This window comes from Pseudoxanthomonas helianthi (genome assembly GCF_017939625.1).
In the GTDB taxonomy this organism is placed as follows: Bacteria; Pseudomonadota; Gammaproteobacteria; order Xanthomonadales; family Xanthomonadaceae; genus Pseudoxanthomonas_A; species Pseudoxanthomonas_A helianthi.
The window spans coordinates 1108073-1133074 of record NZ_JAGKTC010000001.1 but is presented as its reverse complement, the minus strand read 5'-3'; the positions used below and the strand labels follow the sequence as shown (position 1 = coordinate 1133074).

The 25002-nt window shown below is 67.6% G+C and carries 24 protein-coding genes; 13 read left to right on the top strand and 11 right to left on the bottom strand.

All coding sequences use genetic code 11. From position 1 onward, the window contains the following. Nucleotides 1-211: 211 nt before the first annotated feature. Both J5837_RS05120 and J5837_RS05115 read left to right on the top strand, forming a co-directional pair. The gene (locus J5837_RS05120) at nt 212-1510 is read left to right on the top strand and encodes a DUF58 domain-containing protein (protein WP_210535628.1); all 1299 of its coding nucleotides are present in this window, start codon (nt 212-214) and stop codon (nt 1508-1510) included. 9 nt (nt 1511-1519) lie between these two features. Continuing rightward, complete coding sequence (locus J5837_RS05115; RefSeq protein WP_210535627.1) at nt 1520-2572, top strand: DUF4380 domain-containing protein; 1053 nt, start codon at nt 1520-1522, stop codon at nt 2570-2572. 39 nt (nt 2573-2611) lie between these two features. On the opposite strand, the gene J5837_RS05110 is transcribed toward J5837_RS05115, so the two are convergent. From J5837_RS05110 to J5837_RS05075, 8 genes are all read right to left on the bottom strand, one after another. Continuing rightward, on the bottom strand, nt 2612-2929 hold the full coding sequence (locus J5837_RS05110; RefSeq protein ID WP_210535626.1) for an MmcQ/YjbR family DNA-binding protein: 318 nt from the start codon (nt 2927-2929) through the stop codon (nt 2612-2614). Nucleotides 2930-2938: 9 nt separating this feature from the next. Continuing rightward, entirely contained in the window at nt 2939-3301 is a 363-nt protein-coding gene (locus J5837_RS05105) for a hypothetical protein (protein ID WP_210535625.1), read from the bottom strand. A gap of 4 nt (nt 3302-3305) precedes the next feature. Then, nucleotides 3306-4154 carry a shikimate dehydrogenase gene (aroE, locus tag J5837_RS05100; protein ID WP_210535624.1) on the bottom strand — a complete coding sequence of 283 codons (849 nt, stop codon included), beginning with the start codon at nt 4152-4154 and terminating at the stop codon, nt 3306-3308. A 94-nt stretch (nt 4155-4248) separates the two neighbouring features. Then, on the bottom strand, nt 4249-5241 hold the full coding sequence (hemB, locus tag J5837_RS05095; protein ID WP_210535623.1) for a porphobilinogen synthase: 993 nt from the start codon (nt 5239-5241) through the stop codon (nt 4249-4251). Between the two features lie 148 nt (nt 5242-5389). After that, the gene (locus J5837_RS05090; protein WP_210535622.1) at nt 5390-7075 is read right to left on the bottom strand and encodes a PA domain-containing protein; all 1686 of its coding nucleotides are present in this window, start codon (nt 7073-7075) and stop codon (nt 5390-5392) included. After that, a complete protein-coding gene (locus J5837_RS05085) occupies nt 7072-7473 on the bottom strand; it encodes a post-PEP-CTERM-1 domain-containing protein (protein WP_210535621.1) in 402 nt (133 codons plus the stop codon). Before J5837_RS05085 ends, J5837_RS05090 begins: the two co-directional genes overlap by 4 nt. Before the next feature lie 307 nt (nt 7474-7780). Beyond that, nucleotides 7781-8029, bottom strand: coding sequence for a hypothetical protein (locus J5837_RS05080; RefSeq protein ID WP_210535620.1), 249 nt, complete (start codon nt 8027-8029; stop codon nt 7781-7783). 131 nt (nt 8030-8160) lie between these two features. Further along, nucleotides 8161-9177 carry a chorismate transformation FkbO/Hyg5 family protein gene (locus J5837_RS05075; RefSeq protein WP_342345504.1) on the bottom strand — a complete coding sequence of 339 codons (1017 nt, stop codon included), beginning with the start codon at nt 9175-9177 and terminating at the stop codon, nt 8161-8163. A 135-nt stretch (nt 9178-9312) separates the two neighbouring features. On the opposite strand from J5837_RS05075, the gene J5837_RS05070 reads away from it, so the two are divergent. The 5 genes from J5837_RS05070 (at nt 9313) to J5837_RS05050 (ending at nt 14999) form a co-directional block, all read left to right on the top strand. Continuing rightward, nucleotides 9313-9732 carry a hypothetical protein gene (locus tag J5837_RS05070; protein ID WP_244755630.1) on the top strand — a complete coding sequence of 140 codons (420 nt, stop codon included), beginning with the start codon at nt 9313-9315 and terminating at the stop codon, nt 9730-9732. A 10-nt stretch (nt 9733-9742) separates the two neighbouring features. Then, nucleotides 9743-10054, top strand: a complete 312-nt coding sequence (locus J5837_RS05065; protein ID WP_210535619.1) for an antibiotic biosynthesis monooxygenase family protein — start codon at nt 9743-9745, stop codon at nt 10052-10054. A gap of 112 nt (nt 10055-10166) precedes the next feature. Beyond that, complete coding sequence (locus tag J5837_RS05060; RefSeq protein ID WP_210535618.1) at nt 10167-11813, top strand: alkaline phosphatase family protein; 1647 nt, start codon at nt 10167-10169, stop codon at nt 11811-11813. After that, the gene (locus J5837_RS05055) at nt 11813-12442 is read left to right on the top strand and encodes a hypothetical protein (protein ID WP_210535617.1); all 630 of its coding nucleotides are present in this window, start codon (nt 11813-11815) and stop codon (nt 12440-12442) included. The genes J5837_RS05060 and J5837_RS05055 overlap by 1 nt, the downstream gene beginning before the upstream one ends. 235 nt (nt 12443-12677) lie before the next feature. Further along, nucleotides 12678-14999, top strand: coding sequence for a S9 family peptidase (locus J5837_RS05050; protein ID WP_210535616.1), 2322 nt, complete (start codon nt 12678-12680; stop codon nt 14997-14999). A gap of 547 nt (nt 15000-15546) precedes the next feature. Here J5837_RS05050 and J5837_RS05045 read toward each other — a convergent pair. After that, a complete protein-coding gene (locus J5837_RS05045; RefSeq protein ID WP_210535615.1) occupies nt 15547-16260 on the bottom strand; it encodes a glutathione binding-like protein in 714 nt (237 codons plus the stop codon). Between the two features lie 144 nt (nt 16261-16404). Here J5837_RS05045 and J5837_RS05040 point away from each other — a divergent pair, with 144 nt between their 5' ends. The 5 genes from J5837_RS05040 to J5837_RS05020 all read left to right on the top strand — a co-directional run bounded on the left by J5837_RS05040 (nt 16405) and on the right by J5837_RS05020 (nt 21264). Next, on the top strand, nt 16405-17412 hold the full coding sequence (locus tag J5837_RS05040) for a LacI family DNA-binding transcriptional regulator (protein WP_210535614.1): 1008 nt from the start codon (nt 16405-16407) through the stop codon (nt 17410-17412). A 74-nt stretch (nt 17413-17486) separates the two neighbouring features. Next, the gene (locus J5837_RS05035; RefSeq protein ID WP_210535613.1) at nt 17487-18098 is read left to right on the top strand and encodes a TIGR00645 family protein; all 612 of its coding nucleotides are present in this window, start codon (nt 17487-17489) and stop codon (nt 18096-18098) included. A 199-nt stretch (nt 18099-18297) separates the two neighbouring features. Next, entirely contained in the window at nt 18298-18489 is a 192-nt protein-coding gene (locus J5837_RS05030; protein ID WP_210535612.1) for a VOC family protein, read from the top strand. A 25-nt stretch (nt 18490-18514) separates the two neighbouring features. Beyond that, nucleotides 18515-20710 (top strand): DNA helicase II, encoded by a 2196-nt coding sequence (gene uvrD, locus J5837_RS05025; protein ID WP_210535611.1) that lies wholly within the window; start codon nt 18515-18517, stop codon nt 20708-20710. Between the two features lie 107 nt (nt 20711-20817). After that, nucleotides 20818-21264 carry a universal stress protein gene (locus J5837_RS05020; protein ID WP_210535610.1) on the top strand — a complete coding sequence of 149 codons (447 nt, stop codon included), beginning with the start codon at nt 20818-20820 and terminating at the stop codon, nt 21262-21264. A 12-nt stretch (nt 21265-21276) separates the two neighbouring features. Here J5837_RS05020 and chaB read toward each other — a convergent pair whose 3' ends face one another. Further along, nucleotides 21277-21516 (bottom strand): putative cation transport regulator ChaB, encoded by a 240-nt coding sequence (chaB, locus tag J5837_RS05015; protein ID WP_210535609.1) that lies wholly within the window; start codon nt 21514-21516, stop codon nt 21277-21279. Nucleotides 21517-21600: 84 nt separating this feature from the next. Further along, nucleotides 21601-21891, bottom strand: coding sequence for a DUF2782 domain-containing protein (locus tag J5837_RS05010; RefSeq protein WP_210535608.1), 291 nt, complete (start codon nt 21889-21891; stop codon nt 21601-21603). Between the two features lie 86 nt (nt 21892-21977). On the opposite strand from J5837_RS05010, the gene polA reads away from it, so the two are divergent. Further along, on the top strand, nt 21978-24743 hold the full coding sequence (polA, locus tag J5837_RS05005; RefSeq protein ID WP_210535607.1) for a DNA polymerase I: 2766 nt from the start codon (nt 21978-21980) through the stop codon (nt 24741-24743). Nucleotides 24744-25002 lie beyond the last annotated feature (259 nt).

Sequence of the window (25002 nt, the reverse complement as noted above, 5' to 3'; positions counted from 1 at the left end):
AGATCGAGGTCGGTGTCTCCCTCTCCCCGCGTGCGGGGAGAGGGTGCCGAAGGCGGGTGAGGGGCCGCGAGCACAGCGAGCGGCTGCTTTTTCTTTTGCTGTTGCCTTTGCGTTTTGCCCGGCAACAACAAGATCAAAAGCGCCCCTCATCCGGCCTTCGGCCACCTTCTCCCCGTAAAAGCGACGGGGAGAAGGAATGGAGCGTGTGCGCATGAGGCCCGCACCGCTGCTGATCGCGCTGCTGGCCCTGTGGGGCCTGTCCGGCCTGCCCGTGCTGTTCTTCGGCGTGCCGGCATGGGCGTGGTGGGTCGCGGGCGGCGCGCTGGCCCTCGTCGTGCTGTTCGATGCGTGGCGCCTGCGCGCCAGCCCGACGCCGGAAGTGGCGCGCGAGATTCCAGACGCCCTGCCGCTGGGCGTCGAACGCGACGTGCACCTGCGCGTGGAGTCGTTGGTGCGCCAGCGCGTGGACGTGTACGACCTGCATCCCGGCGACTGGCCGGCGCAAGGCCTGCCGCGCCGATTGGCGTTGGCGCCGGCCACGGTGTCGCGCTTCGGCTACCGTCTGCAGCCGAGCGCGCGAGGCGACGCGGTGTTCCCCGGCGTGCAGCTGCGCCTGCGCTCGCCGCTGCGGTTGTGGCGGCAATCGCGCGTCGCCGGTGCGCCGCAGACGGTGCGCGTGTATCCCGACTTCGCGCCGCTGGCCCGCTACGCGCTGTTCAGCGCCGAACAGGCCTCGCGGCTGATGGGCGCGCACCTGAAGCGCCGTCGCGGCGAGGGCACCGACTTCCACCAGATGCGCGAATACCGCGTCGGCGACAGCCTGCGCCAGATCGACTGGAAGGCGACCGCGCGCTCGCGCAAGCTGATCTCGCGCGAATACCAGGACGAAAAGAACCAGCAGCTGGTGATGCTGATCGACACCGGCCGGCGGATGATGGCGCGCGAAGGCGAGTTGGCCCATTTCGACCACGTGCTCAACGCCTCGCTGGTGGTGTCGTACCTGGCCCTGCGCCAGGGCGACGCGGCCGGATTGATGGCTAGCGGCGGACAGTCGCGCTGGGTCGCGCCGTTGCGCAGCCTTGGCGCCATCGACAACCTGCTGCGCGCCAGCTACGACCTGCAACCGCAACCCGTCGCCACCGATTACCTGGCCGCCGCTACCGAGCTTTCGCTGCGCCAGCGCCGCCGCGCGCTGGTGATGCTGGTGACCAACGTGCGCGATGAGGACATCGAGGACCTGCTGGCTGCCGTGCGCCTGTTGCAGCGCCGCCACCTGGTTTGCGTCGCCAGTCTGCGCGAACGCGCGCTCGATGATGCCCTGCGCGAAGAAGTACACGACGTTCCCGGCGCGATCCGCGCCGGCGCCCTGGCCCGCTACCTGGAACAGCGCAGCGCCGCCCACGACCTGTTGCGCAGCCACCGCGTGATGGTGCTGGACGTAACCGCCGAACAACTGCCCGCCGCGCTGGTCGAACGCTACCTCGCGGTCAAGCGCGACGGATTGCTGTAACGTGGGCGCATGCGCCTGATTCCGGTTTTCCGATCGTTGCTCGTGCTGGCCGTGGCGTTGCCGCGTGGCGACGTCCGTGCGGCGGAAGTGCAGCGCATCCGGCTGGTTTCCCCCGGCGCGGTGCTGGAAGTCACGCCGGCGCTGGGCGGACGCGTGCTGCATTTCGGCGCCATCGGTCGGCCCAACCTGATCAAGGTGGGCGATGCCGTCCGGACGCAGCCCGAGCCGCAAGTTTCGGCGGCTGCTGACGACATCGCCTATCTCGGCCACGATGTATGGCTGGGCCCGCAAAGCGGCTGGTGGAGCGACCAGTCGGCGAATCCCGCGCGTCGCGATGCCAAGGCGGGCTGGCCGCCGGATCCCTACCTCGCCTTCGCTACCACGCGCGTGGTCGAGCAGGACGAAAGCCGGTTGGTGCTGGAAGGCATCGACAGTCCGGTGACCGGCGTGCGCCTGCGCAAGTCCTTCGCCTTCGACGCAGCCGATCCGGCCACGGTGGAAGTCGCCGCCAGCGCGCGCAATATCCGCGATCGACCATTGTCGCGCGACCTGTGGTTCAACACCCGCGTTTCGTCCGCCACGCGCGTCTACGTGCCGGTCGCTTCGGCTAAGGACGTGCGCATGCAGTCCGGCGTCGACGTGGCGCCACCGCAGTGGCAGGTGCGCGACGGGATATTCGAACTGGCCGGATCACCAGTGCCCGCCGGCAAGTCCGCGCGTCGCGGCAAGTTGCTGTTGCAGCCGTCCGCAGGATGGATGGCGGGCTTCGCCCAGGGCCAGGCCTTCATCATCCGCTTCCGCCACGAACCGGTCGAAAGCATCCATCCCGAGCAAGGCCAGGTAGAGCTGTACCTCGACCATGGCGACGACATCGCCGCGGGCCTGCTGGAAATGGAAGTGCATGCGCCGATGCGCACGTTGGCACCGGGCGAAGCGATGCAGGCGGCCGAACGCTGGACGGTGCTGCGCTACGACGGCGAGGACAGCGAGGCGGCGCGCATCGCATTCCTGTGCGAACGCGCAGGGCTGTGCGCCGACCGCCCCACGAACCGAGCGCTCTAGGCGCCAGCGCGTCGACGAGCGCGACGGATGGCGCAGGAGTCAGAGCAGTCGCTTCGGCGCCTTGCGCGCCCACGCCTGGCGCAACAGCGATTCGACGAACTTGGGCTTGGCTTTGGCCAAGGTGACGCGCAGCCCGAGCACCTGCTTGCCCCAGTGCAGCTTTTCGAGGAAACCCGGTTCGATGGCCAGCGCGGCTTCGCGCTGTTCCTCGTCGACGAACACGTGCAGGTGCGTGCCTTCGGGCGGTGCGGTGGCGAAGATCTTGCCGGCGACGCGGAACGAGGTGTAGTTGAAGTGCGGGGCTTCCGCGGCTTCCGGCAGCGACAGGGCGAAGCGGCGGGCCCGTTCGAGATCCATCGTCGGTTGTCAGCGTTCCGCGTGCCTGCTGGCGCGGCAGAATCCCCATGCCAGCAACAGCAGGCCGGCCATGTAGACCAGATTGAAAAGGATGCGGACCGCGCCCATTGCGGCGTAGAAGTGGGCGATCTCGACAGTGCCGTCGCCGGCGGCGAAGCGGGCCTGCACGGACCAGTTCTGCCACAGGTTCAACAGAAGGCTGATCACCACGCTGCCCAGCATCAGCGCCAGCCCGGTCACGCCTTGCTTCCGGCCGGGTCCCCGCCGGGCGCCGCTCAACAACATGGCCAGGGCGATACCGCAACCCAGCAGTTCCGGCAGGGCATAACCGAAGATGGTCAGCACCTGGATCAGGCTCGTGGCGGAATCCATGCGCTCAGTCCGACGTCACCAGCACCGCGCTGTGGCCGCGCAGCGTAGCGTAGACCGGATCGGTGTCGGGACGCGTGCCATGCCACAACGCGAAGCTTTCCGCCGCCTGCTCGACCAGCATGCCCAGGCCATCGAACACATCGCGGCAGTTCGCCGCGCGCGCCCAGGCGAGGAACGGAATCGCGGCCTCGCCGTAGTTCAGATCGACCGCCAGCGTGCGCGAGGTGGTGATCGAGAACGGCAGGCTGAACTCGCCCTGCCCGCCGCGCGCGGCCGAGGTCGCGTTGACGATCAATTCGAATTCGCCGAGGTTGCCCAGGTCGTCCCAGTAGCGCGAATGCGCGCGCTTCGGCTCGCCCAACGCGTCGGCCAGCGCATCGGCGCGTTCCGGCGTGCGGTTGCTGACCACCAGTTCGGCGATGCCGGCATCGAGCAGGGCGGGGGCCACGCCGCGTGCAGCACCACCGGCGCCGAGCAGCAAGGCGCGGCGGCCGCGCAGGTCCAGGCCGTGGCGCGCGGTCAGGTCGCGGACCAGACCGGCGCCGTCGGTGGTGTCGCCATGCCAGCGGCCATCGACGCGGGTCAGCGTGTTCACGGCGCCCGCGCGCCGGGCGCGCTCGGTCAGTTGCGCGCTGAGCGCGAACGCGGCTTCCTTCAATGGCATCGTCACGTTGGCGCCGCGGCCGCCGTCGCCGGCGAAGCGTTCCAACGCTTCCACGAAAGCTTCCGGCGCTGCGTCGATGGCGGCATAGCGCACGTCGATTCCGAGTTGGTGGCCGAAAGCCGTATGGATGCGCGGCGACAGCGAGTGGGCGATGGGGTGGCCGAAGACGGCGTAGCGGATCATGTGCAACTCCTCGGTTTCTTTCCCGCGGGAGCGACGTAAGTCGCGAACGGGGTTCGGTAAGGCAAAAGCTTTGCGACTTACGTCGCTCCCACGGGAAAGATTACGCTTGTTCCTTCATCCAGCGCGCCGCATCCAGCGCGAAGTAGGTCAGCACGCCATCGGCGCCGGCCCGCTTGAACGCGGTCAGCGCCTCCATCGCGCAGGCCTTTTCGTCCAGCCAGCCGTTGGCCGCGGCGGCCTTCAGCATCGCGTATTCGCCGCTGACCTGGTAGGCGAAGGTCGGTACGCCGAATTCGTCCTTGACCCGGCGGATCACGTCCAGGTACGGCAGTCCCGGCTTGACCATCACCATGTCCGCGCCTTCGTCGATGTCCAGCGCGACTTCGCGCAGCGCTTCGTCCGAGTTGGCCGGATCCATCTGGTAGGTGAACTTGTTGCCCTTGCCCAGGCTGCCGGCGCTGCCGACCGCGTTGCGGAACGGGCCATAGAACGCCGAGGCATACTTGGCCGCGTACGACATGATCCGGGTGTTGACGAAACCGGCAGATTCCAGCGCCTCGCGGATCGCGCCGATGCGCCCGTCCATCATGTCGCTGGGCGAAACGATGTCGACGCCGGCGGCGGCGTGCGCCAGGGACTGCCTGACCAGCGTTTCGATGGTGTCGTCGTTGAGGATGTAGCCGCTGTCGTCGATCAGCCCGTCCTGCCCGTGCGTGGTGTACGGATCCAGCGCCTGGTCGCTCATCACGCCCAGTTCGGGAAAACGAGATTTCAGCGCACGGATCGCCCGTGGAATGATGCCGTCCTCGTCCCAGGCGATGGCGCCGTCGGCGGTCTTCGCCGCCGGGTCCGGCACGCCGAACAGGTCCAGCACCGGCACGCCCAGCTCCAGTGCCTGTTCGCCGACGCGCAGCAACTCGTCGATCGACAACCGTTCCACGCCCGGCATCGACGGCACCGGCGCGCGGCCCTTTTCCTCGTGCACGAACACCGGATAGATCAGGTCGTTCGCCGTCGGCACGTGCTCGCGCATCAGCCGACGGGAAAAATCGTCGCGACGCATGCGCCGCAGGCGGGTGTAGGGGTAGGTCATCTTCGACTCCTTGGATGGAGCGAATGATACGCCCCGCCTCCGTTCCCCGTTACCGTTACGAATCCGGCGAACGGAAAGCAGTATCCCGGCACAAGAAAAAACCGGCGCCGCAAGGGCGCCGGTTTCGGGTCGCAAGCTACCGGCCGGTTTACTTCGATTTCGTCTTGGTCACGCAGGCCATGACCCGGTCGGCTTGGTTGTCGAGCAGCAAACCCGCGGCCTGCGCATTGGCGACGTAAGCGCTCATGCACGATTGATAGCCGTTCTTGCCGCTCGTGTTGGTGTGGCACAACTGGTTCCACGCCTGCACGTTGGCGCCGGCGATCAGGCCGCCCGAGGTGTACAGCTTCACCCCGGTATCGCAGCCGCTGATGCGGGCGTTTTTGCCATCGATCCGCCAACCTTCATCGGCGAACAGGTCCACGGTCAGATCGACCAGGACGTTGGCCGCCAGCGAATCGTTGATCGCCGGCTCCATCAACGCATTCGGCGTCAGGCTGGTATCGAAGTGCGAGAACGTCGAACCGCCGGCTACCGTGGCGGGCGTGTACAGCAGCGCACGTCCGCCCGCATCGGCACCGGCCACACGCCCCGGCACCGTGCCGAGCACGACCGAGATGCCCGGCAACGCGGCACGGAAGGCATTGGCGTCGGTCAGGTTGAGGCTCAGCGCGGGAATGCCGGCGGACAGGGTCGGGTCGTCGGCCATGCCCGGCGCGGTCGCGGGCGAGCCCGAACTGGCGACGTTGCCGATGATCACCGCCGTGGCGCCGGCGTTCTGCGCATTGACCGTCTTGAACTCGAAGCCACAGGTGCCACGATTGACGAAGGCGACCTTGCCGCTGAGGCTGCCGGCGGGCAGGGCTTCGCAGGCATCGGCCGTATCGCCGACGCCATCGTTCGCCAACACCACCGCACCACCGAAATTGGCGGAGGTGGCCGCCGGACCGAACGACGCAGTGCCGTAGAACTGGTAGTTGGCGTTCAACGTGCCCGTCGCCTGCAACAGGATCAGCGGCATGGTCAGGACCGATGGCACGCTGGCCTTCACGCTGGCGCCATCCCAGGAGGTGCGTCCCGGCGTGCGCATCGCGGCGGCGCGGTCGGCGTCGGCCATGCCGGCGTCGGTGAAGCGCAGGTTCTTGACGTTGTCGTAGGCGTTGAAGGTGTAGACGTCGTTGACGCCGGGCGTGCCGACGCGTTCGCCGAGCACGCCGCTGCCGTAGCCGACGAAGCCGGAGAAGCCCAGGCCGTGGCCGATCTCGTGCATCACCACGTCCAGGAAGCTGATCTTGCCGGCCGGCGTGACGCCATCCAGACCGTAGTACCAACCGCTGCCGGAGAGACAAGGCGTGCCGTCCGGATTGGTGCCGCCCAGGTTGGCATTGAAACGGCTGCTGATTTCGATGTCGTCGGGAGCGACATAACTCGGGTCGCCCGCCATCAGGTTGACGCCGGCAAGCGAGTTGGCCAGCGCTTGGTGGTACCACGCGTTGGCGACCGGGAAGTCGGGCGAGCGCCAGATCCACCAGGGACCGGCCGAACCGAGCGTGGCGCCGGTGGCGGTGCAAGCCAGCGGCTGGAAGCTGGCGCCGACGCGGGTTTCGACGTTGCTCTTCAGCACCGAGCCCCACAGGTCCGCAGCGAACTGGTAGACGATGCGGCGCTGTTCGCCCACGGTGGTGCCGGGATTACCGCCTTCGGGCGCGCGCGGCGTGTTGTCGTTCAAGCCCTGGTTCGGCGGGTCCAGGTTGACCGGGGTGATGGTGCCGGCCTGGGCAGATGCCGCGAACAGAGCGGCGGCGAGTGCGCCGACGAGAAGTGGGGTTTTCATTCGCCCACCTCCTGCGCGGTCGCGGCCGGATGGGCATCGCTTTCGGAGAAGCTCAGCTTCCCATCGGCGTTGCGGCTGACGGTCATCGAGCTCATGGCATCGGTGGGCACCCGCATCGACGCGGCACCGCCCGGGTAAGTACGCAAGGTCGCGCGCGCCTGGGCCGCGGTCTTCGGCGCCTTGTCCCATTGCGAATCCGCGCGCTTCTGCATCGCATTGGCCTTGGCGGCCAGGGCCTTGCTCTCCGCGGCGGTCAGCGGACGCAGTTTCTTGGTCTTCGGATCGATGCCGACGTTGACGTCGTTGCCGGCGCTGGCCTGTCCTTGCGATACGGGGTGCTTGGCTTGGGGGGCGGGTGTTTCGGCGGCCTGTGCGCTCAGGCAAAGCGACAGCGCCATGCCCGACAACAAACTAGCTGGTCTTGCCAATCTCATTGCAGGATCCTCCAGATTCAAGAATGAAAGACACCGCCCTCGGCCCGTGCTGCAGCCGCAGACGATCCAATGAAGCGCAAGCGGCCCGCCCCCTTCCGCGCCGCCAACGCTGGACGCAGTCTGGGTCAGTACGGCGGTGCAACACAACCGGAATGGCGGCCACGGACAAGCCGCGGCCTGCAAGCGGACCGGGAAGCAATCAAGCCAACGGTTGTTTGGCGAAGCGGGGCCCTGGAGATGTCCGGAGATCCCGCTCTTTCTGCGTGGATTCTCAGATCACTCCGCCGCCGATGCCCAGGCGCACGATGGCGACCACGATGACGATGCCGTTCAACACCAGGCCGGTCTTGGCGCGGCCGCGCTTTTCGCTGCGGGTGAAGAGCACGCCGATGGCGGCGATGATCGCGCCGACCGCGGCGAACGGAATCAGGAACCAGTTGCCCCAGCCCAGCAGCGGGATCAGGGCCAGCACCATCCAGATCATCGCGACGATGCCCCACAACAGACTGATCAGACCCATGTCGTTCTCCGGTTGATGGGAAACCACTATACGGAAAGCGAGCGTGTCGCACGCAATCGCACGCCCTGTCGAAGCTTTCGTAGAAGCGCTCCTGGGCGCGACAGGGTCTCTGGTCGCGCCCAGGGGCGCTCCTACAGCCCGTGCATGCCTTCGATTTCGACGCGCAGCTCGCGCCGGCACACGTCGGCCTGCAACAGCACGCGCGGCACCTCGGCGCCGAGGCGCAGGTCGAGCAGGCGGGCGACGGCGTCGGCGTCTTCGGCGTCGCGCACGTACACCTTCAATCGCGAGCTTGCGTCGAACTGCGCGGCCAGCGCCGGGCGCTGCGCGCGCGCGGCGCCGAGCAGGCTGTGCAGGTTGGCCAGGGTTTCGTCGAGCTGCGCGGCCAGCGATTCGACGTGGCGCGAGGCGTGGCCGACGATGCTGGCGGTGCCCGACAGCAGCAGGGGCAAAGGCGCCGGCGCCGGCGGCAGCATCGCGCGGGCAAAGCTGGGCGATTGCGGGCCGTATTCGCGCGGGTAGCGCCATGCGCTGGTCTGGCGCGGGTTTTCCAGCGGCGTGCCGGCCTGGCGCGCGGCCAACCAATAGACTTGCAGCACGCGGCGTCCGTCGTTCGCGCCCGGTTTCGTGCCGATGGCGGTCGCCGCGGGCAGCGTTGCGGTGTCCACCGCACCGAGTCCGCGCACGCGGCCGATGCAGAACTGGCGGTAGCGCTCGCCGTCGCCGTCGCCTTCGGTGATGGCGTCCAGGTAATTCCACACGCGCAACAGGTGCGGGAATCCGCTGCGCCGGCGAAACGCCTCCAGCCGCGCGTAGGCGCGCTCGCTGGCCGCGAGGATGCCGCCATCGTCTTCGACCAGTTCCATCGCGCCGAACTGCAGCCCGCCGTCGTCGGCATGGGCGATACCGTCGTCGAAGCCGTGTGCGACGGGTCCGGCGGCACGCCAGACCTCCAGCCGCGGCGCGTCCAGCGGTTGCAGCGGCACGCGCAACCAGCGCGGGTCGACGGGGACTTCGTGCGTAGATACGCCGAAGCCGAACACGGCCAGCGTGTCCGGCCGCGCCAGTTGCGCGGCCAGCGTGGCCGGATCGGCCAGGTCGACCGCCAGGCGCGGCCATGCGGCCGGCAGGTCGGGGGAAGCGCTCATCGGGGGAACGGTCGGTGATCCAAGCGCGCATGATAACGCGCGGTCCCTCGGCGCCTCGCCGGCGCGGGTGTGCGAGGATTCAGTCGTCGCGGCGGAACATCGCCATGAAATCGGGCCGTACCCTGGGAGATCGCCATGAAATTCCGTCTCGTCGCTGCGTTGTTCGCCGTGGCCGCCCTGGCCGGATGCGCGAGCGCGTCGAAGGTGATGCTGGGCCAGGCGCGGCCGGCCATCGACCCGTCGCAGGTGCAGGTCTATTCGACGCCGCCGCCGGGTTCGGTGGAAATCGCCCAGCTGGAAGCGACCAGCGCGGTCGGTTTCGGCACCCAGGGCCAGACCGACGCGGCGGTGGCGCGGCTGAAGGCCGAAGCCGCGAAGCTGGGCGCGAACGGCGTGGTCCTGGTCGGCGTCGGCGCGTCCGGGCAGTCGCCGGTCGGCATGTCGGTTGGGGCGGGCAGTTTCGGCCGCCATACCGGCGGTGGGCTGAGCGTTGGTATTCCGACCCAGCAGAAGAAGGCGGCGGGCGTGGCGATTTGGGTGCCGCCGGCGCCATGACCGTCCCTGCATGATCTCCCGCATCTGGCACGGCTGGACCACGCCGCAGAACGCGGACGCTTACGAACGCCTGCTGCGCGAGGAGATCTTCGCCGGTATCCGTGCGCGCCGCATCGAAGGCTTCATCGACATCCAGTTATTGCGCCGGCCTGTCGACGGCGAGGTCGAGTTCGTCACCCTCATGCGTTTCGAGAACCTCGAAGCCGTGCGTGCCTTCGCCGGCGCCGACCATGAGGCCAGCGTGGTGCCGCCGCGTGCCCGCGAGCTGCTGTCGCGTTTCGACGCGCGTTCGCAGCATTACGAGATCCTGGTCCCGGCCTGATCGCGGTTTCACGCGACGTATACATCGCGCCGCCGAACCGTTACCTGTCCGTCATCGGCATGCAATGCGCGCCGCGCACCCTGCGCGTCCCCGACCACCCCCGGAGACGTCCATGCGCCGCGCGCACACCACCCTCGGCAGCGCCATCCTCACCGTCCTGATCGCCGCGCCCGCGCTGGCCGGCCAGTCCGTCCACATCCAGGGCAAGACCGCGGCCAAGCGCATCGCGCCGGTCGCCGCCGCCAGCGGCGAAAGCGCCGAGAAATGGTTCATCGACGGTGCCCGCGCCGCGAAGGCCGGCGCCAACCTGCGCCCGAACCAGAAGAAGGCCAAGAACGTCATCCTGTTCGTCGGCGACGGCATGGGCATTTCCACCGTCGCGGCCGCGCGCATCCTCGAAGGCCAGCTCAAGGGCCATAGCGGCGAAGAGAACCTGCTCAGCTGGGAACGCTTCCCTTACGTCAGCCTGTCCAAGACCTATTCGGCCAACGGCCAGACCCCGGATTCGGCGCCGACCATGACCGCGATGGTCACCGGCATCAAGACCAACCAGGGCGTGCTCAGCGTCACCCAGAAGGCCACGTACAACGATTGCGCCTCGGCCAACGGCCAGGGCGTGTCCACCATCCTCGAAGTCGCCGAAGCGCTGGGCCTGGCCACCGGCATCGTCAGCACCGCGCGCATCACCCATGCCACGCCGGCCGCGACCTATGCGCACACGCCGAACCGCGACTGGGAAAGCGATGCGGAGCTGGGCGCGGACAACGCCGCCAAGGGCTGCAAGGACATCGCCCGCCAGCTGATCGAGTTCCCGTACGGCAATGGCCTGGAAGTCGCGCTGGGCGGCGGCCGCAGCTACTTCCTGCCCAACACGGTCAACGATCCGGAAGACGCCGGCGCCAAGGGCCGTCGCAAGGACGGCCGCAACCTGCCGAACGAATGGACCAGCCACCTGGCGAATTCGGCCTACGTGTGGAACAAGGCGCAGTTCGACGCGATCGACCCGAACAGCACGCAGCACCTGCTGGGCCTGTTCGAGCGTTCGCACATGGAATACGAAGCCGACCGCGCCAAGGACGCCGGCCAGGAACCGAGCCTGGCGGAAATGACCGCGAAGTCCATCGACATCCTGAAGAAGCAGGGCGGCAACAACGGCTTCTTCCTGATGGTCGAAGGCGGACGCATCGACCATGCCCACCACGCCGGCAACGCCAAGCGCGCGCTGCTCGACGCCATCGCCATGTCCGACGCGGTGCGCGTGGCCAACCAGAAGACCTCGGCCGACGACACCCTGATCATCGTCACCGCCGACCACAGCCACACCTTCACCGTCGCCGGCTATCCGGACCGCGGCAACGACATCCTCGGCAAGGTGGTCACCGACGGCAAGCTGGCGCTGGACGCCAACGGCAAGCCGTACACCACCCTGGGCTACATCAACGGCCCCGGCTACCGCGGCCCGTTCGCGCGCCCGGACCTGACCGCGGTCGACACCGGCGACGTGAACTACCTGCAGGAAGCCGCGGTACCGCTGGATTCGGAAACCCACGCCGCCGAGGACGTCGGCATCTACGCCCGCGGCCCCGGCGCGAACGCCTTCCAGGGCGTGGTCGAGCAGAACGTGATCTTCCACGCGATGGCGCAGGCGCAGAACCGCCTGGCGGTGTTCTACGACTCGCTGTTCGGCAATGGCGGCAAGGTGGCGCCGCCGTTGATGGAAGACGATTTGCGCGCCGGCCTCGGCGCGAAGCGCAAGTGATGGTGCGTGCGTCGTTGTTGATGCTGTTGTTCCTCGCCGGCCACGGATGGGCCGGCGAGGCGGCATGGGAAGGCCGCTATCGCATCCGCGACGCCGTCGGCGAACGCGAACTGGTGTTGCTGCGCGGCGACGATCGCATCGAGTACCGCATCGCCGGGGAACCGGCACGGGTCTGGCGCAAGGTCGCCGATGGCATCGAACTGAGCGAGCTGTACCCGCAGCAGCGGCGCAAGGTGGTGTTCTCGCCGGGCGACCTGCGTACGCTGGACAAGGAACCCGACTGGGCGCTGCTGGGCGATCTGATCGATCCGGCGCTGCGCGCGCAGTTGCAGGCCGCTGGGGGCGGCCGTGGTTTCGACCAGGCGCAGACCCGCTACCGCGGCCACGACGCGCAGGGCCGGCCGGTCGAGCTGGACTGGCTGGATGCCGCCGCGCTGCCGGCGCGCTACTGCGTCGGCCGGCCGAAGGCGAAGCGCTGCGACGGCGACGCGATCCGCCTGCAGGGGCTGCGGCAGGTCGATGCGACGGCGTTCAGCCCGGCCGACGAACTGCTGGAAATCGACCAGGCCGACCTCGGCGACATGGAGCTGGACCCGTTCGTCAAAGGCCTGGGCCACGCCGGGCATTGAGGGCTTCTCCTTCTCCCCCCGGGAGAAGGTGGCGCGTAGCGCCGGATGAGGGAGGGAGCCATCAGGCGCGAGGCTGGCTGCGTGGCAAGCGAGTCTTCCGCCCTCATCCGCCCTTCGGGCACCTTCTCCCGGTGGGAGAAGGGAAGCACAGCCAACTTCCGGCAGGGGTCGCACCCCCCGGCTCGCGCTAGCATCATCCGGTTGCGCCCACGCGGCGCGTGCTGGGAACGGGACGATGAGGCAGGGCGATGCGAAGCGAATCTGGCTGGGGGCGGCGCTGATGGCTGGCGTGGCGGGATCGGCCATGGCGCAGGTGGGCGTGGCGGACTACGAACGCGCGGCGAAGATGCTCGGCGATCGCACCGCCCCGCTGGTCGATGGCGCGGTGCGCGGCATCGAGTGGCTCGGCGACGACGCCGTCGCCTATGTGGTGCACGACGCCAAGGGCGATCACTACCTGCGCTTCGACCTCGCTGCCGGCAAGGCCGTGCCGGCGTTCGACGCCGAGTCGCTGGCCGCCGCGATCCACAAGGCCGATCCGAAAGGCAAGCCGGTCGATGTCGCCAAGCTGCCGGTGGCCAAGCTCAAGCGCAACGACGACGGCAGCCTCACGGTCACCGCGCGCGGCAGCGACTACCGCTGCGACGGCCAGAAGTGCGTCGCGCAGGAGAAGAAGGCGGGCAAGCCGGGCAGCGAACCCGGCGCGGCTTCGCCCGACGGCGAGTCCGAGGCCTTCATCCGCGACTGGAACCTGTGGCTGCGCGATGTCGCCAGCGGCAAGGAGACCCAGCTCACCACCGACGGCAAGCCGGATTACGGCTACGCCACCGACAACGCCGGCTGGAAGCACACCGACAACGCCGTCGTCGTGTGGTCGCCGGATTCGAAGAAGATCGCCACCTTCCAGCAGGACCAGCGCAAGACCCGCAGCATGACCCTGGTCGGCACCAACGTCGGTGCGCCTAAGGTCGAGCAGTGGAAGTATCCGTTCGCCGGCGATCCCGACGTGACCATGATCGAGCGCGTGGTCATCGACCTGTCCGGCGACAAGCCGCAGCTCGTGCGCCTGCAGATGCCGCCGGACCAGCACCGTTCCACCTGCAGCGACGACATCGTCTGCGACAACGGCTGGGAAGACGTGCAGTGGGCGAAGGACGGCAAGACCCTGGCCTTCGTCAGCACCGATCGCGGCCACAAGTCGGCGCAACTGCGCGTCGCCGATGCCACCACCGGCGCGGTGCGCGACGTGTACAAGGAAACCGTCGCCACCCAGTACCAGAGCGCGCCCGCGCTGGCTTCGGTCAACTGGCGCTACCTGCCGGAAAGCAACGAGTTCATCTGGTTCAGCCAGAAATCCGACTGGGGCCACCTGTACCTGCACGACCTCGCCAGCGGCAAGCTGAAGCGCCAGATCACCTCTGGCGACTGGAACGTCACCGACATCGCGTACATCGACGCCGCCACGCGTACCTTGTGGTTCCGCGGCGTCGGTCGCGAACAGGGCGAAGATCCGTACTTCGTCCATTTCTACAAGGTCGGCCTCGACGGCGGCGAGGTGCAGGCGCTGACGCCGGAAAGCGGCAACCACACCGTCACCGTTGCCGAAGACGGCAAGCATTTCGTCGATTCGTATTCGTCCACCAGCGTGCCGCCGGTCACCGTGCTGCGCGATGCGGACGGCAAGCAGCTCGCCGAACTCGCCCGCGCCGACATCGCGCGGCTGAAGGCCGCCGGCTGGGTCGCGCCGGAGGACATCAAGGTCAAGGCCCGCGACGGCAAGACCGATCTGTACGGGCTGATGTTCAAGCCGTCGAACTTCGACGCGTCGAAGAAATACCCGGTGGTGCTGTACATCTATCCCGGTCCGCAGGTCGGCTCGGTGGGGCGTCGCGGCTTCGCGCCGTCGCGCGCCGACCACCAGGCGCTGGCCGAGCTGGGCTTCATCGTCGTCGCCATCGACGGCATGGGCACGCCGTTGCGCAGCAAGTCGTTCCAGGACGCCTGGTACGGCAACATGGTCGACAACACCCTGCCGGACCAGGTCGCTGGACTGAAGCAGCTGGCGGCGCGTTACCCGTGGTTCGATATTTCGCGCCTGGGCATCTGGGGCCATTCCGGCGGCGGCAATGCCACCGCCACGGCGATGTTCAACTACCCGGATTTCTTCAAGGTCGGCATTTCCGAATCCGGCAACCACGACAACCTGACCTACGAGGACGACTGGGCCGAGCGCTACCACGGGCTGCTGCAGAAGAAGGACGACGGCACCAGCAACTACACCGGGCAGGACAACGCCGCGGCGGCGAAAAACCTGAAGGGCAAGCTGTTCCTGATCCACGGCATGATGGACGACAACGTGCCGCCGCAGAGCACGCTGCTGGTGGTCGACGCGCTGATGAAGGCGAACAAGGATTTCGACCTGCTGCTGCTGCCGCACGCGCGCCATGGCTACGGCAAGGACGGTTACTACGTGATGCGCCGTCGCTGGGACTACTTCGTGAAGAACCTGCTGGGCGCGCAGCCGCCGGCGCAGTTCGAGTTGAAGCCGGCAGAATAAGCCCTCAAAGCCCTTCCCCCTCGAGGAGGAAGGGTTGGGATGGAGGTGAGTCCGGAGCCGGCTTGATCTCCGTTGCGACGTCGCATCGAGTGCCGTTTTGTAGAGCCGAGCATGCTCGGCTGCTTTTTGCTCGTCATGACCCGACATGCGTCGGTTGAAAACCCCGCGTAGGCGGGAATCCATGGACGTTGCTGTTGCCGGTAAAAGCATTGACCAGCCATTCGGCTGTTGAAAAGCGGTTTCGCGCTGACGCGCGAGTCACTTTCTTTGCTTGTGCAAAGAGGCGCTTTTCAACAGCCCGGAGGGCTGGTCAAGTAACCAAAGAAGTGCCTTTCAACAGACGAATGTCTGGTCAAACACACCCTTCCTCGCGCCCTCGCGCTGCGCGCGAAAGGTCCGCGGAGCCGGGGGGAATTTTCGGAAGCTGCCTCCTGCAGCTCCGGAAACGGCGCACATCCCTGTGCGCCGCCCCTGCGGGGTTTACCCACCGGCTCCGCCGCTGCGGACGGGACTCAAAGGCGTAACTGCAGAAGCAAAAGCTTGCTGCTCAGCGCTGCCCGAACAGGATCTTCTTCTCTTCCTCGCTCATCGGCTTGCCCGCATCCGGATTGACCTGCTTCGCCACCGCGTACGCGCGCTGCGTGGCCGGGCGTGCGGCGATCGTGGCCTGCCAGCGGCGGACATTGGCGAACGGCGCCAGGTCCAGCGGGACTTTCGTGTACGGGTTGATCCACGGGTAGCTGGCCATGTCGGCGATGCTGTATTCGTCGCCGGCGATGAATTGGCGTCCTTCCAGCCGCCGGTCCAGCACGCCGAGCAGGCGCAGGGCTTCGTTGCGGTAGCGGTCCTTCGCGTACGGAATCTGTTCCGGCGCGTAGACGTGGAAATGGCCGTATTGCCCGGTCATCGGGCCCAGCCCGCCCATCTGCCAGAACAGCCATTCGTTGACCACGATGCGCTGGCGCAACTGGGTGGCGGCGTCCGCGCCTTCGGCGAACCCGAGGAAGCGGCCGGTCTTGTTGGCGAGGTACAGCAGGATCGCGCCGGATTCGAACACGCTGATCGGCGCGCCGCCGTCGTTCGGCGCATGGTCGATGATCGCCGGCATCTTGTTGTTCGGCGAGAAGGCGAGGTACTCCGGCTTGAACTGGTCGCCCTTGCCGATGTCGACCGGCTTGATCGCGTAGTCCAGCCCCGCTTCCTCGAGGAACAGGGAGATCTTGTGGCCGTTGGGCGTGGGCCAGTAGTAAAGGTCGATCATGGCGCGCATCCATTTTGGGGACGTGCAGTCTAGGCCGCCGCCGGTGGACGCCGCGCATCGGCATTGCAACGCTGCGTCTTGGCCGTGCTGCCGCGGCGACTGGCATCTGGCAGAATCGGGCAGGGCAAGGACGGGTCGAAACCGATGCGGGCGCGGATCGAGGATGTTGCGGAAGCGGCAGGCGTGTCGATGAAGACCGTTTCGCGCGTGCTTAACAACGAGCCGAACGTCTCCGAAGCCACGCGCCTGCGCGTCGAGGCGGCGGTCAACCGCCTGCACTACAAGCCGCACCATTCCGCGCGCGCGCTGGCCGGGCGGCGGTCGTACCTGGTCGCGATGCTGTTCGACAACCCGTCGAGCAACTACCTGATGGAAGTGGAGCTCGGCCTGCTCGACGCCTGCCAGTCGCAGCATTACAACCTGATGCTGGCGCCACTGGTCTACGACGCGGGCGACATCGTCGCCAAGGTCGAATCGCTGGTCGCGCAATCGCAGCTCGACGGCGTGGTGCTGACCCCGCCGATCACCGACGACACCGCGTTGCTGAAGCGGCTGCGCGAACTGGACGTACCCTACGCCAGCATTTCCGCCAAGGAAGCCAACCGCCGCATCGGCGTGGTCGTCGACGAGCACCACGCGGTCTGCGCGATGATCGCCCACCTCGCCTTGCTCGGGCACAAGCGCATCGGCCACATCAAGGGCCATGCCGCGCACGGCGCGAGCGGCTGGCGCCTGGCCGGCTATCGCGACGGCCTGAAGCGGGCCGGCCTGCGCTACGACCCGACACTGGTGGTCGAAGGCCAGTTCTCCTACGAATCCGGCTACACCGCCGCCAATCGCCTGCTAGACCAGAAATCGCCGCCGACCGCGATCTTCGCCGCCAACGACGACATGGCCGCCGGCGCGATCTGCGCGATTTGCGAACGCGGCCTGTCGGTGCCGCAGGACGTTTCGGTATGCGGTTTCGACGACGTGCCGATCGCGCGCCAGGTGTATCCATCGCTGACCACGGTACGCCAGCCGACCCGCGACATGGGCCGCCTCGCCGGACTGGAATTGCTGAAGGAAATCCGTAGCCCCGGCAGCGGCGTCATCGTCGACGTGCCGTACACCCTGCAATTGCGTCGTTCGACCGGCCCCGCGCCCGCATGAATGCGCCGCGTGCGCTTGGCAGCCTGCGCCGCCGCCGTTAACCTGCAGTCCCCCGCTTGAGACGTGCTTTCCAGATGACAGATCCGCGACAGGAACGCCTGGGCCCGTTGCCCGCCCTGATCTTCAGCTCGCGCTGGCTGCAATTGCCGCTGTACCTCGGCCTGATCGTGGCCCAGGGCGTGTATGTGTTCCTGTTCGGCAAGGAACTGTGGCACCTGATCCACGAGACCCCGCGTCTCGGCGAACAGGACATCATGCTGATCGTGCTGGGCCTGATCGACGTGGTGATGATCAGCAACCTGTTGATGATGGTGATCGTCGGCGGCTACGAGACCTTCGTATCGCGCCTGCGCCTGGAGAACCACCCGGACCAGCCCGAATGGCTGAGCCACGTCAACGCCAGCGTGCTGAAGGTGAAGCTGGCGATGGCGATTATCGGCATCTCCTCGATCCACCTGCTGAAAACCTTCATCGCCGCCGGTTCGCTGGGCGGCCTGCCTTTCTGCACGCCCGAGGCGCTGGCCGCGACGGTAGAAGGCGCCAAGGCGACGTGTTCCAGCCTGACCCCGCAGGGCGTGCTGTGGCAGACCATCATCCACTGCGTGTTCATCCTGTCGGCCATCGGCATCGCCTGGACCGACCGGATCATGCAGGGTGGCAGCGCAAAGGCGAAGCCGGCGCATTGAGCGCGATCGCGGAGGACGCCATGGGCAGGATCGAAGCGTTGCATCCGGTGTTGGCCAGCCGCGACGTGGTGGCCTCGATGGATTTCTATCGAGCGCTCGGCTTCGCATGCGTGTTCGTCGACGATTCCGCCGCGCCGGCCTACGCTGCACTGCGCCGAGACCGCGTCGAATTGCACCTGCAATGGACCAATGCCGGGCAATGGGCCGTTGGCGTCGACCGGCCCGCCTGGTCGAGGACGTGGATGCGCTGCACGCGGAATTCGCCGCAGCGCTCGAGCCTGGTGCCTGGAGCGGCCCATGGGCGAAACCGGGCGATACGCCGTGGGGCACGCGCGAATTCCACCTGCGAGACCCCGGTGGCAACGTGTTGCAGTTCTATCGCCCGCGCTGAACGCCGCGCCGCGTAAAATGCGCGCATGGATGTCTCCCACCTGCTCGACGGGCTGAACCCGGCCCAGCGCGAAGCCGTTTCCGCACCTCCCGGCCACACCCTCGTCCTCGCCGGCGCCGGTTCCGGCAAGACCCGCGTGTTGACCCATCGCATCGCCTGGCTCAACGAAGTCCATGGCGTACCGGTGCACGGCATCTTCGCCGTCACCTTCACCAACAAGGCCGCCGGCGAAATGCGCCAGCGCGTCGATGCGCAGTTGCGCAACGGCTCGCGCGGGCTGTGGGTCGGCACTTTCCATGGCCTGGCCCACCGCCTGCTGCGCCTGCACTGGAACGACGCCAGGTTGCCGGAGGGCTTCCAGGTCCTGGACAGCGACGACCAGCTGCGCCTGGTCAAGCGCGTCGTCCAGCAACTGGAACTGGACGAGGCCCGCTTTCCGCCCCGGCAGATCGCCTGGTGGATCAATTCGCAGAAGGACGAAGGCCGCCGCCCGCAGCACCTGCAGCCCGATCCGCGCGACGAGTGGGGCGGGGTGATGCAGCGCAGCTACGCGCTGTACCAGGAGCGTTGCGATCGCGCCGGGCTGGTCGATTTCGCCGAGCTGCTGCTGCGCGCGCACGAACTGCTGCGCGACAACCCGGCGCTGCTGGCGCACTACCGCCATCGCTTCCGCGAAATCCTGGTCGACGAGTTCCAGGACACCAACAGCATCCAGTACGCCTTCGTGCGCGTGCTGGCCGGCGATACGGGCCACGTGTTCGTGGTCGGCGACGACGACCAGAGCATCTACGGCTGGCGCGGGGCCAAGGTCGAGAACATGCAGCAGTTCCTGCGCGATTTTCCCGATGCGCAGACCATCCGCCTGGAGCAGAACTACCGCTCCAGCGCCAACATCCTCGGCGCCGCCAACGCGGTGATCGCGCGCAACCCCGGCCGCATCGGCAAGGAATTGTGGACCGACACCGGCGACGGCGAGGCCATCGATGTATACGCGGCCTACAACGAGATCGACGAAGCGCGCTACGTGGTCGAGCGCATCCGCCAATGGGTGCGCGATGGCGGCAGCTATCGCGATGCGGCGGTGCTCTACCGCAGCAACGCGCAATCGCGCGCGCTGGAAGAATCGCTGCTGGCCGAACAGGTGCCCTACCGCGTCTACGGTGGCATGCGCTTCTTCGAGCGCGCGGAAATCAAGGACACCCTGGCCTACCTGCGGCTGATCGCCAATCGGGCCGACGACGCGGCCTTCGAGCGCGCGGTGAACACGCCCGCGCGCGGCATCGGCGAACGCACGCTGGACGAAGTGCGCAGGCGCGCCCGTGCGCAGTCGTGGTCGTTGTGGCAGGCGGCGCGTTCGCTCGCGAGCGAAAACGAACTGGCCGCACGCGCACGCAACGCGCTGGCCGGCTTCCTCGCCCTGATCGATGCATTGACCGGCGAGGTCGCCGAGCTCGACCTGAAGGACAAGATCGACCACGTGCTGGCGCGTTCCGGCCTGCGCGAGTTCTATGCCAACGACAGCAAGGGCCGTCTGGATTCGGAATCGCGGACGGAGAACCTCGACGAACTGCTGTCGGTGGCTTCGCGCTTCGTCCGCACGGAGGGCGATCCCGACGCCGAGGAAGCCGGCGACATGAGCGAACTGGTCGCGTTCCTCTCGTATGCCGCGCTGGAAGCGGGCGAAGGCCAGGCCCAGGCCGACGAGGACGGCGTGCAGCTGATGACCCTGCACACGGCCAAGGGATTGGAATTCCCGCTGGTGTTCCTGGTCGGCATGGAGGAAGGCCTGTTTCCCAGCAACCGTTCGCTGGACGAAAGCGGGCGGTTGGAAGAAGAACGCCGCCTCGCCTACGTGGGCATCACCCGCGCGCGCCAGCGCCTGATGCTCAGCTATGCCGAAACCCGGCGCCTGCATGGGCAGGACATGTACGGCTTGCCATCGCGCTTCCTCCGCGAAATCCCGTCGCACCTGCTCAACGAAGTGCGTCCGCGCGTGCAGGTGTCGCGGGCGTATGCCCCGCCGCCGCCGCGCACCTTCGGCCATGCGCCCGTCGAAGCACCGCCGATCAAGCTCGGTGCGAACGTGGTGCATCCGAAGTTCGGCAGCGGCGTGGTCACCGACTACGAAGGCAGCGGCGCGCATGCGCGCGTGCAGGTGCAATTCGATGCGGAAGGCAGCAAATGGCTGGTCCTCGCCTACGCCAACCTGTCTCCCGCCTGACGTATCCGACGCGCTCGCCCGTTGTTTGATCCCGGTCAAGGCGCCGGCGTCCTCGCGGGCGTGAAATAGCGATGCCGCGATTTCCGCGGCGCTGCCGGGAGCAGAGCATGTACAAGCGCATCCTGATCGCCATCGACGGTTCCGAACTGGCCGAACGCGGATTGCGGCAGGGCCTGCAGCTGGCGGCCCAACTGGGCGCGGCGGTCGACATCGTCACCGTCAGCGAGCCGTGGGCCCTGGGCGTGTACGACGCGATGGGCTGGACCCTGGGCTACGAAGCGAGTCCCGAACACCGCAAGGAGCGCGAGGCGCAGGCGCAGGCGGTGCTCGCGCCGGCGCTGCAGGCCGCCGATGCGGCTGGCGTCGCTGCCACCACGCACCACATTCCCGAACGCTATGCGGCCGACGGCATCCTGCAGGCGGCGAGCGACTGCGGCAGCGACCTGATCGTGATGACCTCGCACGGGCGCCGCGGCGTTAGCCGGGTGCTGCTGGGCAGCCAGACCATCCAGGTGCTGACTTTCAGCAGCGTGCCGGTGCTGGTGGTCCGCTGAAGCGTCGCGCCGCTAGTGGCGGGCCTGCTTCGAGTGCCAGTCGCCGTCGTCGCCCTTTTGGTACTGGTCTTTCACTGCGGCCCACGCCACCCTGTGCGCTGTTTCCTCGCGGCTGGCGTGGCCGCGCCGTTCCTCCGGCCGGTCGTATTGCTCCCAGGCGCTGTTGAAGGCTTCCTTGTAGATTTCCTGCGCGTGTTTGGGCAGGTGTTCCCGGACCGGGCCGGGAAGTTCACTGATGCGGGCAAAAGGCATGGCGTCCTCCGCAGGGGCGGGAAGCCATTTTCGGAAGCGACCGGTTAAGTCGCTGGAAACGCGGCGTCATCACCGCGTGAGGCCTCACCAGCCGAACAGCTTCCAGTAAACCGGCGACACGTCCATGTTGTCCTTGCTCTTGTCCATGTGGCCGTCGCCATCGCGGTCGTACACCGTGTAGGCGGGGCCGCGCACCGGGGTGACCCGGATCGCCCGCAGCTGGCCGGCGATGCGGAATTCCTGGATCAGGTCGCCGTTGGTCTCGGTGCGCACGGCGACATCGGCGTTGGCCAGGTCGGCGTCGGTCAGCTCCGCGCCGGCGGTCGTGGCGCAACCGGCAAGGCAGAGCAGCAAGGCGAGGGCGGGAAGCTTCATGGCGGACGCTCGGCGGAATCGACGACGGCGATTATGCGCCCGCTGCGTTCGCAACGGGTGAGCCGGCCGCAGCGTAGAATCCGGCCATGCCCAGACTCGTGCTGATCGACGGTTCCAGTTATCTCTATCGCGCCTTCCACGCCCTGCCGCCGCTGAGCAATGCGGACGGCGAGCCGACCGGCGCGCTGTTCGGCGTGGTCAACATGCTGCGCGCGACCCTGAAGGAAAAGCCGGACTACGTGGCTTTCGTGGTCGACGCCCCCGGCAAGACCTTCCGCGACGAGCTGTATCCGCAATACAAGGCCAACCGTGCCGCGATGCCGGACGACCTGCGCCTGCAGGTGCAGCCGATGTGCGAGATCGTGCAGGCCCTGGGCATGCCGATCCTGCGCGTCGAGGGCGTCGAAGCCGATGACGTGATCGGCACGCTGGCGGTACAGGGCGCGGCGCAGGGCATCGCGGTGACCATTTCCACCAGCGACAAGGATTTCGCCCAGCTGGTGCGGCCCGGCATCGAGCTGGTCAACACGATGAGCGGCAGCCGGCTCGATTCGGACGAATCGGTGCTGGAGAAGTTCGGGGTGAAGCCGGCGCAGATCGTCGACTACCTGGCGCTGATGGGCGACGCGGTGGACAACGTGCCCGGCGTGGAGAAATGCGGGCCGAAGACCGCGGCCAAGTGGCTGGGCGAATACGGCACGCTGGACGCGGTCATCGCGCACGCGGCCGACATCAAGGGCAAGATCGGCGACAACCTGCGCGCCGCGCTGCCGCGCCTGCCGCTGAACCGCGAGCTGGTCACGATCAAGACCGACGTCGCGCTGGAGGGCGGTCCCGATTCGCTGGCGCTGCGCGAACGCCACGTCGACGACTTGCGCGTGCTGTACAAGCGCTACGGCTTCAACCAGGCGCTGAAGGAACTCGACGGCGCCGCAGCAACGGCGGCGATTCCCGAGAAGGAGCCCGGCAAGGCGCGCGGCACCGGCCGGGTTTCCGCGCCTGCGGCCACGGAAGAAGCCCCGCCGGACGCCGCGCTGTCCGCGGCGGGCGAATACGAAACCATCCTGACCGACGCGCAGCTCGACCGCTGGATCGCGGCGTTGCGGCAGGCCGACGAGTTCGCCTTCGATACCGAGACCGACAGCCTCGACCCGATGCAGGCCAACCTGGTCGGCCTCAGCTTCTGCATCGAACCGGGCAAGGCCGCCTACCTGCCGCTGGGCCACGAATATCCCGGCGCACCGGCCCAGCTCGACCGCAAGGCGACCCTGGAAAAACTGGCGCCGCTGTTCGCCGATCCGGCCAGGAGGAAACTCGGCCAGCATGGCAAGTACGACCTGCACGTGCTGCGCCGCCACGGCCTCGAAGTCGCCGGCTACGCCGACGACACGATGCTGGAGAGCTTCGTGCTGAATTCCGGCAATGCGCGCCACGACATGGACAGCCTGGCCCGGCGTTGGCTCGGCTACGACACGATCAAGTACGAGGACGTCGCCGGCAAGGGCAGCAAGCAGATCCCGTTCTCGCATGTCGCCATCGACGACGCCACCCGCTACGCCGCCGAGGACGCCGACATCACCCTGCGCCTGCATCGCGTGCAGGCGCCGAAGCTCGCGGCGATCCCGTCGCTGGAAGCCGTGTACCGGGATATCGAGATGCCGCTGGTGCCGGTGCTGGAGCGGATCGAGGCGAACGGGGTGAAGATCGATGCGGACGAGTTGCGCCGGCAGTCCGCCGACCTGTCCAAGCGCATGCTCGCCGCGCAGCAGAAGGCGACCGAACTGGCCGGGCGCAGCTTCAACCTGGATTCGCCGAAGCAGCTCGGCGCGCTGTTGTTCGACGAACTGAAGCTGCCGGCGCTGGTGAAGACGCCGACCGGCCAGCCCTCGACCAACGAGGAAGCGCTGGAAGCGATCGCCGACCAGCACGAACTTCCGCGGATCATCCTCGAATACCGCGGCCTGGCGAAATTGCGCAGCACCTACACCGACAAGCTGCCGGACATGGTCAATCCGGCTACCGGCCGCGTGCATACCAGCTACCACCAGGCCGGCGCGGCGACCGGGCGGCTCGCCTCGAGCGACCCGAACCTGCAGAACATCCCGATCCGCACCGACGACGGCCGCCGCATCCGCAAGGCCTTCGTCGCGCCGCCGGGGCGCAAGCTGCTGGCCTGCGACTATTCGCAGATCGAGCTGCGGATCATGGCTCACCTGTCGCGGGACGAAGGCCTGTTGCGCGCGTTCGCCTCGGGCGCCGACATCCACAAGGCGACCGCGGCCGAAGTGTTCGGGCGCAAGCTCGAAGAAGTCACGCCGAACGAACGCCGCGCCGCCAAGGCGATCAACTTCGGCCTGATGTACGGCATGAGCGCGTTCGGCCTGGCCCGGCAGCTGGGCATCGGCCGCGGCGAGGCGCAGGACTACATCGCGCTGTACTTCAGCCGCTATCCCGGCGTGCGCGACTTCATGGAACGCACGCGCCAGCAGGCGCGCGAGCATGGCTACGTCGAGACGGTGTTCGGCCGCCGCCTGTACCTGGAGTACATCAACAAGGGCACGCAGGGCCAGCGCGCCGGCGCCGAACGCGCGGCGATCAACGCGCCGATGCAGGGCACCGCCGCCGACATCATCAAGCGCGCGATGATCGCCGTCGACGCGTGGCTGGCGGGGCAGCAGGGGCGCGCGCTGATGATCCTGCAGGTGCACGACGAACTGGTGTTCGAGGCCGACGCCGATTTCGTCGACACGCTAAAAGCCGAGGCCTCGGCGCGCATGGCCGCGGCGGCAGAGCTGGCCGTTCCGCTGGTGGTCGACAGCGGCGTCGGCGACAACTGGGATGAGGCTCACTGATCAAGGTGAGCCTCGGCGCGCTGATCAAAGCTCGGCGCACGAAGGATCCCGGTCCGGTTACCTGAACAAAGAAGGGCCAAACCCGCCAAATCGAAACCCGCCGGCGGAGCCAATTTCGATATCGGGGCCGAATCGGGCTTCGGGCGAATCGCAAGCCAGAAGAAACCCGCGGAAATCCAAGAAGATGCAGCGGGAAATGCAGGAAAGAGATCGATTGCAACCAATTCAGAACCGGTGAGTTCAGGAACTGAATCCCCCT

What these genes read in the sequence shown, in the direction of transcription:
- J5837_RS05090 (WP_210535622.1), bottom strand. Translation starts at nt 7,075, where the DNA reads ATGAAAACCCCACTTCTCGTCGGCGCACTCGCCGCCGCTCTGTTCGCG.
- J5837_RS05070 (WP_244755630.1), top strand. Translation starts at nt 9,313, where the DNA reads ATGAAATTCCGTCTCGTCGCTGCGTTGTTCGCCGTGGCCGCCCTGGCC.
- J5837_RS05085 (WP_210535621.1), bottom strand. Translation starts at nt 7,473, where the DNA reads ATGGCGCTGTCGCTTTGCCTGAGCGCACAGGCCGCCGAAACACCCGCC.
- uvrD (WP_210535611.1), top strand. Translation starts at nt 18,515, where the DNA reads ATGGATGTCTCCCACCTGCTCGACGGGCTGAACCCGGCCCAGCGCGAA.
- J5837_RS05010 (WP_210535608.1), bottom strand. Translation starts at nt 21,891, where the DNA reads ATGAAGCTTCCCGCCCTCGCCTTGCTGCTCTGCCTTGCCGGTTGCGCC.
- polA (WP_210535607.1), top strand. Translation starts at nt 21,978, where the DNA reads ATGCCCAGACTCGTGCTGATCGACGGTTCCAGTTATCTCTATCGCGCC.
- J5837_RS05080 (WP_210535620.1), bottom strand. Translation starts at nt 8,029, where the DNA reads ATGGGTCTGATCAGTCTGTTGTGGGGCATCGTCGCGATGATCTGGATG.
- J5837_RS05105 (WP_210535625.1), bottom strand. Translation starts at nt 3,301, where the DNA reads ATGGATTCCGCCACGAGCCTGATCCAGGTGCTGACCATCTTCGGTTAT.
- J5837_RS05055 (WP_210535617.1), top strand. Translation starts at nt 11,813, where the DNA reads ATGGTGCGTGCGTCGTTGTTGATGCTGTTGTTCCTCGCCGGCCACGGA.
- J5837_RS05060 (WP_210535618.1), top strand. Translation starts at nt 10,167, where the DNA reads ATGCGCCGCGCGCACACCACCCTCGGCAGCGCCATCCTCACCGTCCTG.
- J5837_RS05075 (WP_342345504.1), bottom strand. Translation starts at nt 9,177, where the DNA reads ATGAGCGCTTCCCCCGACCTGCCGGCCGCATGGCCGCGCCTGGCGGTC.
- J5837_RS05030 (WP_210535612.1), top strand. Translation starts at nt 18,298, where the DNA reads ATGGGCCGTTGGCGTCGACCGGCCCGCCTGGTCGAGGACGTGGATGCG.
- J5837_RS05110 (WP_210535626.1), bottom strand. Translation starts at nt 2,929, where the DNA reads ATGGATCTCGAACGGGCCCGCCGCTTCGCCCTGTCGCTGCCGGAAGCC.
- J5837_RS05035 (WP_210535613.1), top strand. Translation starts at nt 17,487, where the DNA reads ATGACAGATCCGCGACAGGAACGCCTGGGCCCGTTGCCCGCCCTGATC.
- chaB (WP_210535609.1), bottom strand. Translation starts at nt 21,516, where the DNA reads ATGCCTTTTGCCCGCATCAGTGAACTTCCCGGCCCGGTCCGGGAACAC.
- J5837_RS05120 (WP_210535628.1), top strand. Translation starts at nt 212, where the DNA reads ATGAGGCCCGCACCGCTGCTGATCGCGCTGCTGGCCCTGTGGGGCCTG.
- J5837_RS05050 (WP_210535616.1), top strand. Translation starts at nt 12,678, where the DNA reads ATGAGGCAGGGCGATGCGAAGCGAATCTGGCTGGGGGCGGCGCTGATG.
- J5837_RS05065 (WP_210535619.1), top strand. Translation starts at nt 9,743, where the DNA reads ATGATCTCCCGCATCTGGCACGGCTGGACCACGCCGCAGAACGCGGAC.
- J5837_RS05040 (WP_210535614.1), top strand. Translation starts at nt 16,405, where the DNA reads ATGCGGGCGCGGATCGAGGATGTTGCGGAAGCGGCAGGCGTGTCGATG.
- J5837_RS05045 (WP_210535615.1), bottom strand. Translation starts at nt 16,260, where the DNA reads ATGATCGACCTTTACTACTGGCCCACGCCCAACGGCCACAAGATCTCC.
- hemB (WP_210535623.1), bottom strand. Translation starts at nt 5,241, where the DNA reads ATGACCTACCCCTACACCCGCCTGCGGCGCATGCGTCGCGACGATTTT.
- J5837_RS05020 (WP_210535610.1), top strand. Translation starts at nt 20,818, where the DNA reads ATGTACAAGCGCATCCTGATCGCCATCGACGGTTCCGAACTGGCCGAA.
- J5837_RS05115 (WP_210535627.1), top strand. Translation starts at nt 1,520, where the DNA reads ATGCGCCTGATTCCGGTTTTCCGATCGTTGCTCGTGCTGGCCGTGGCG.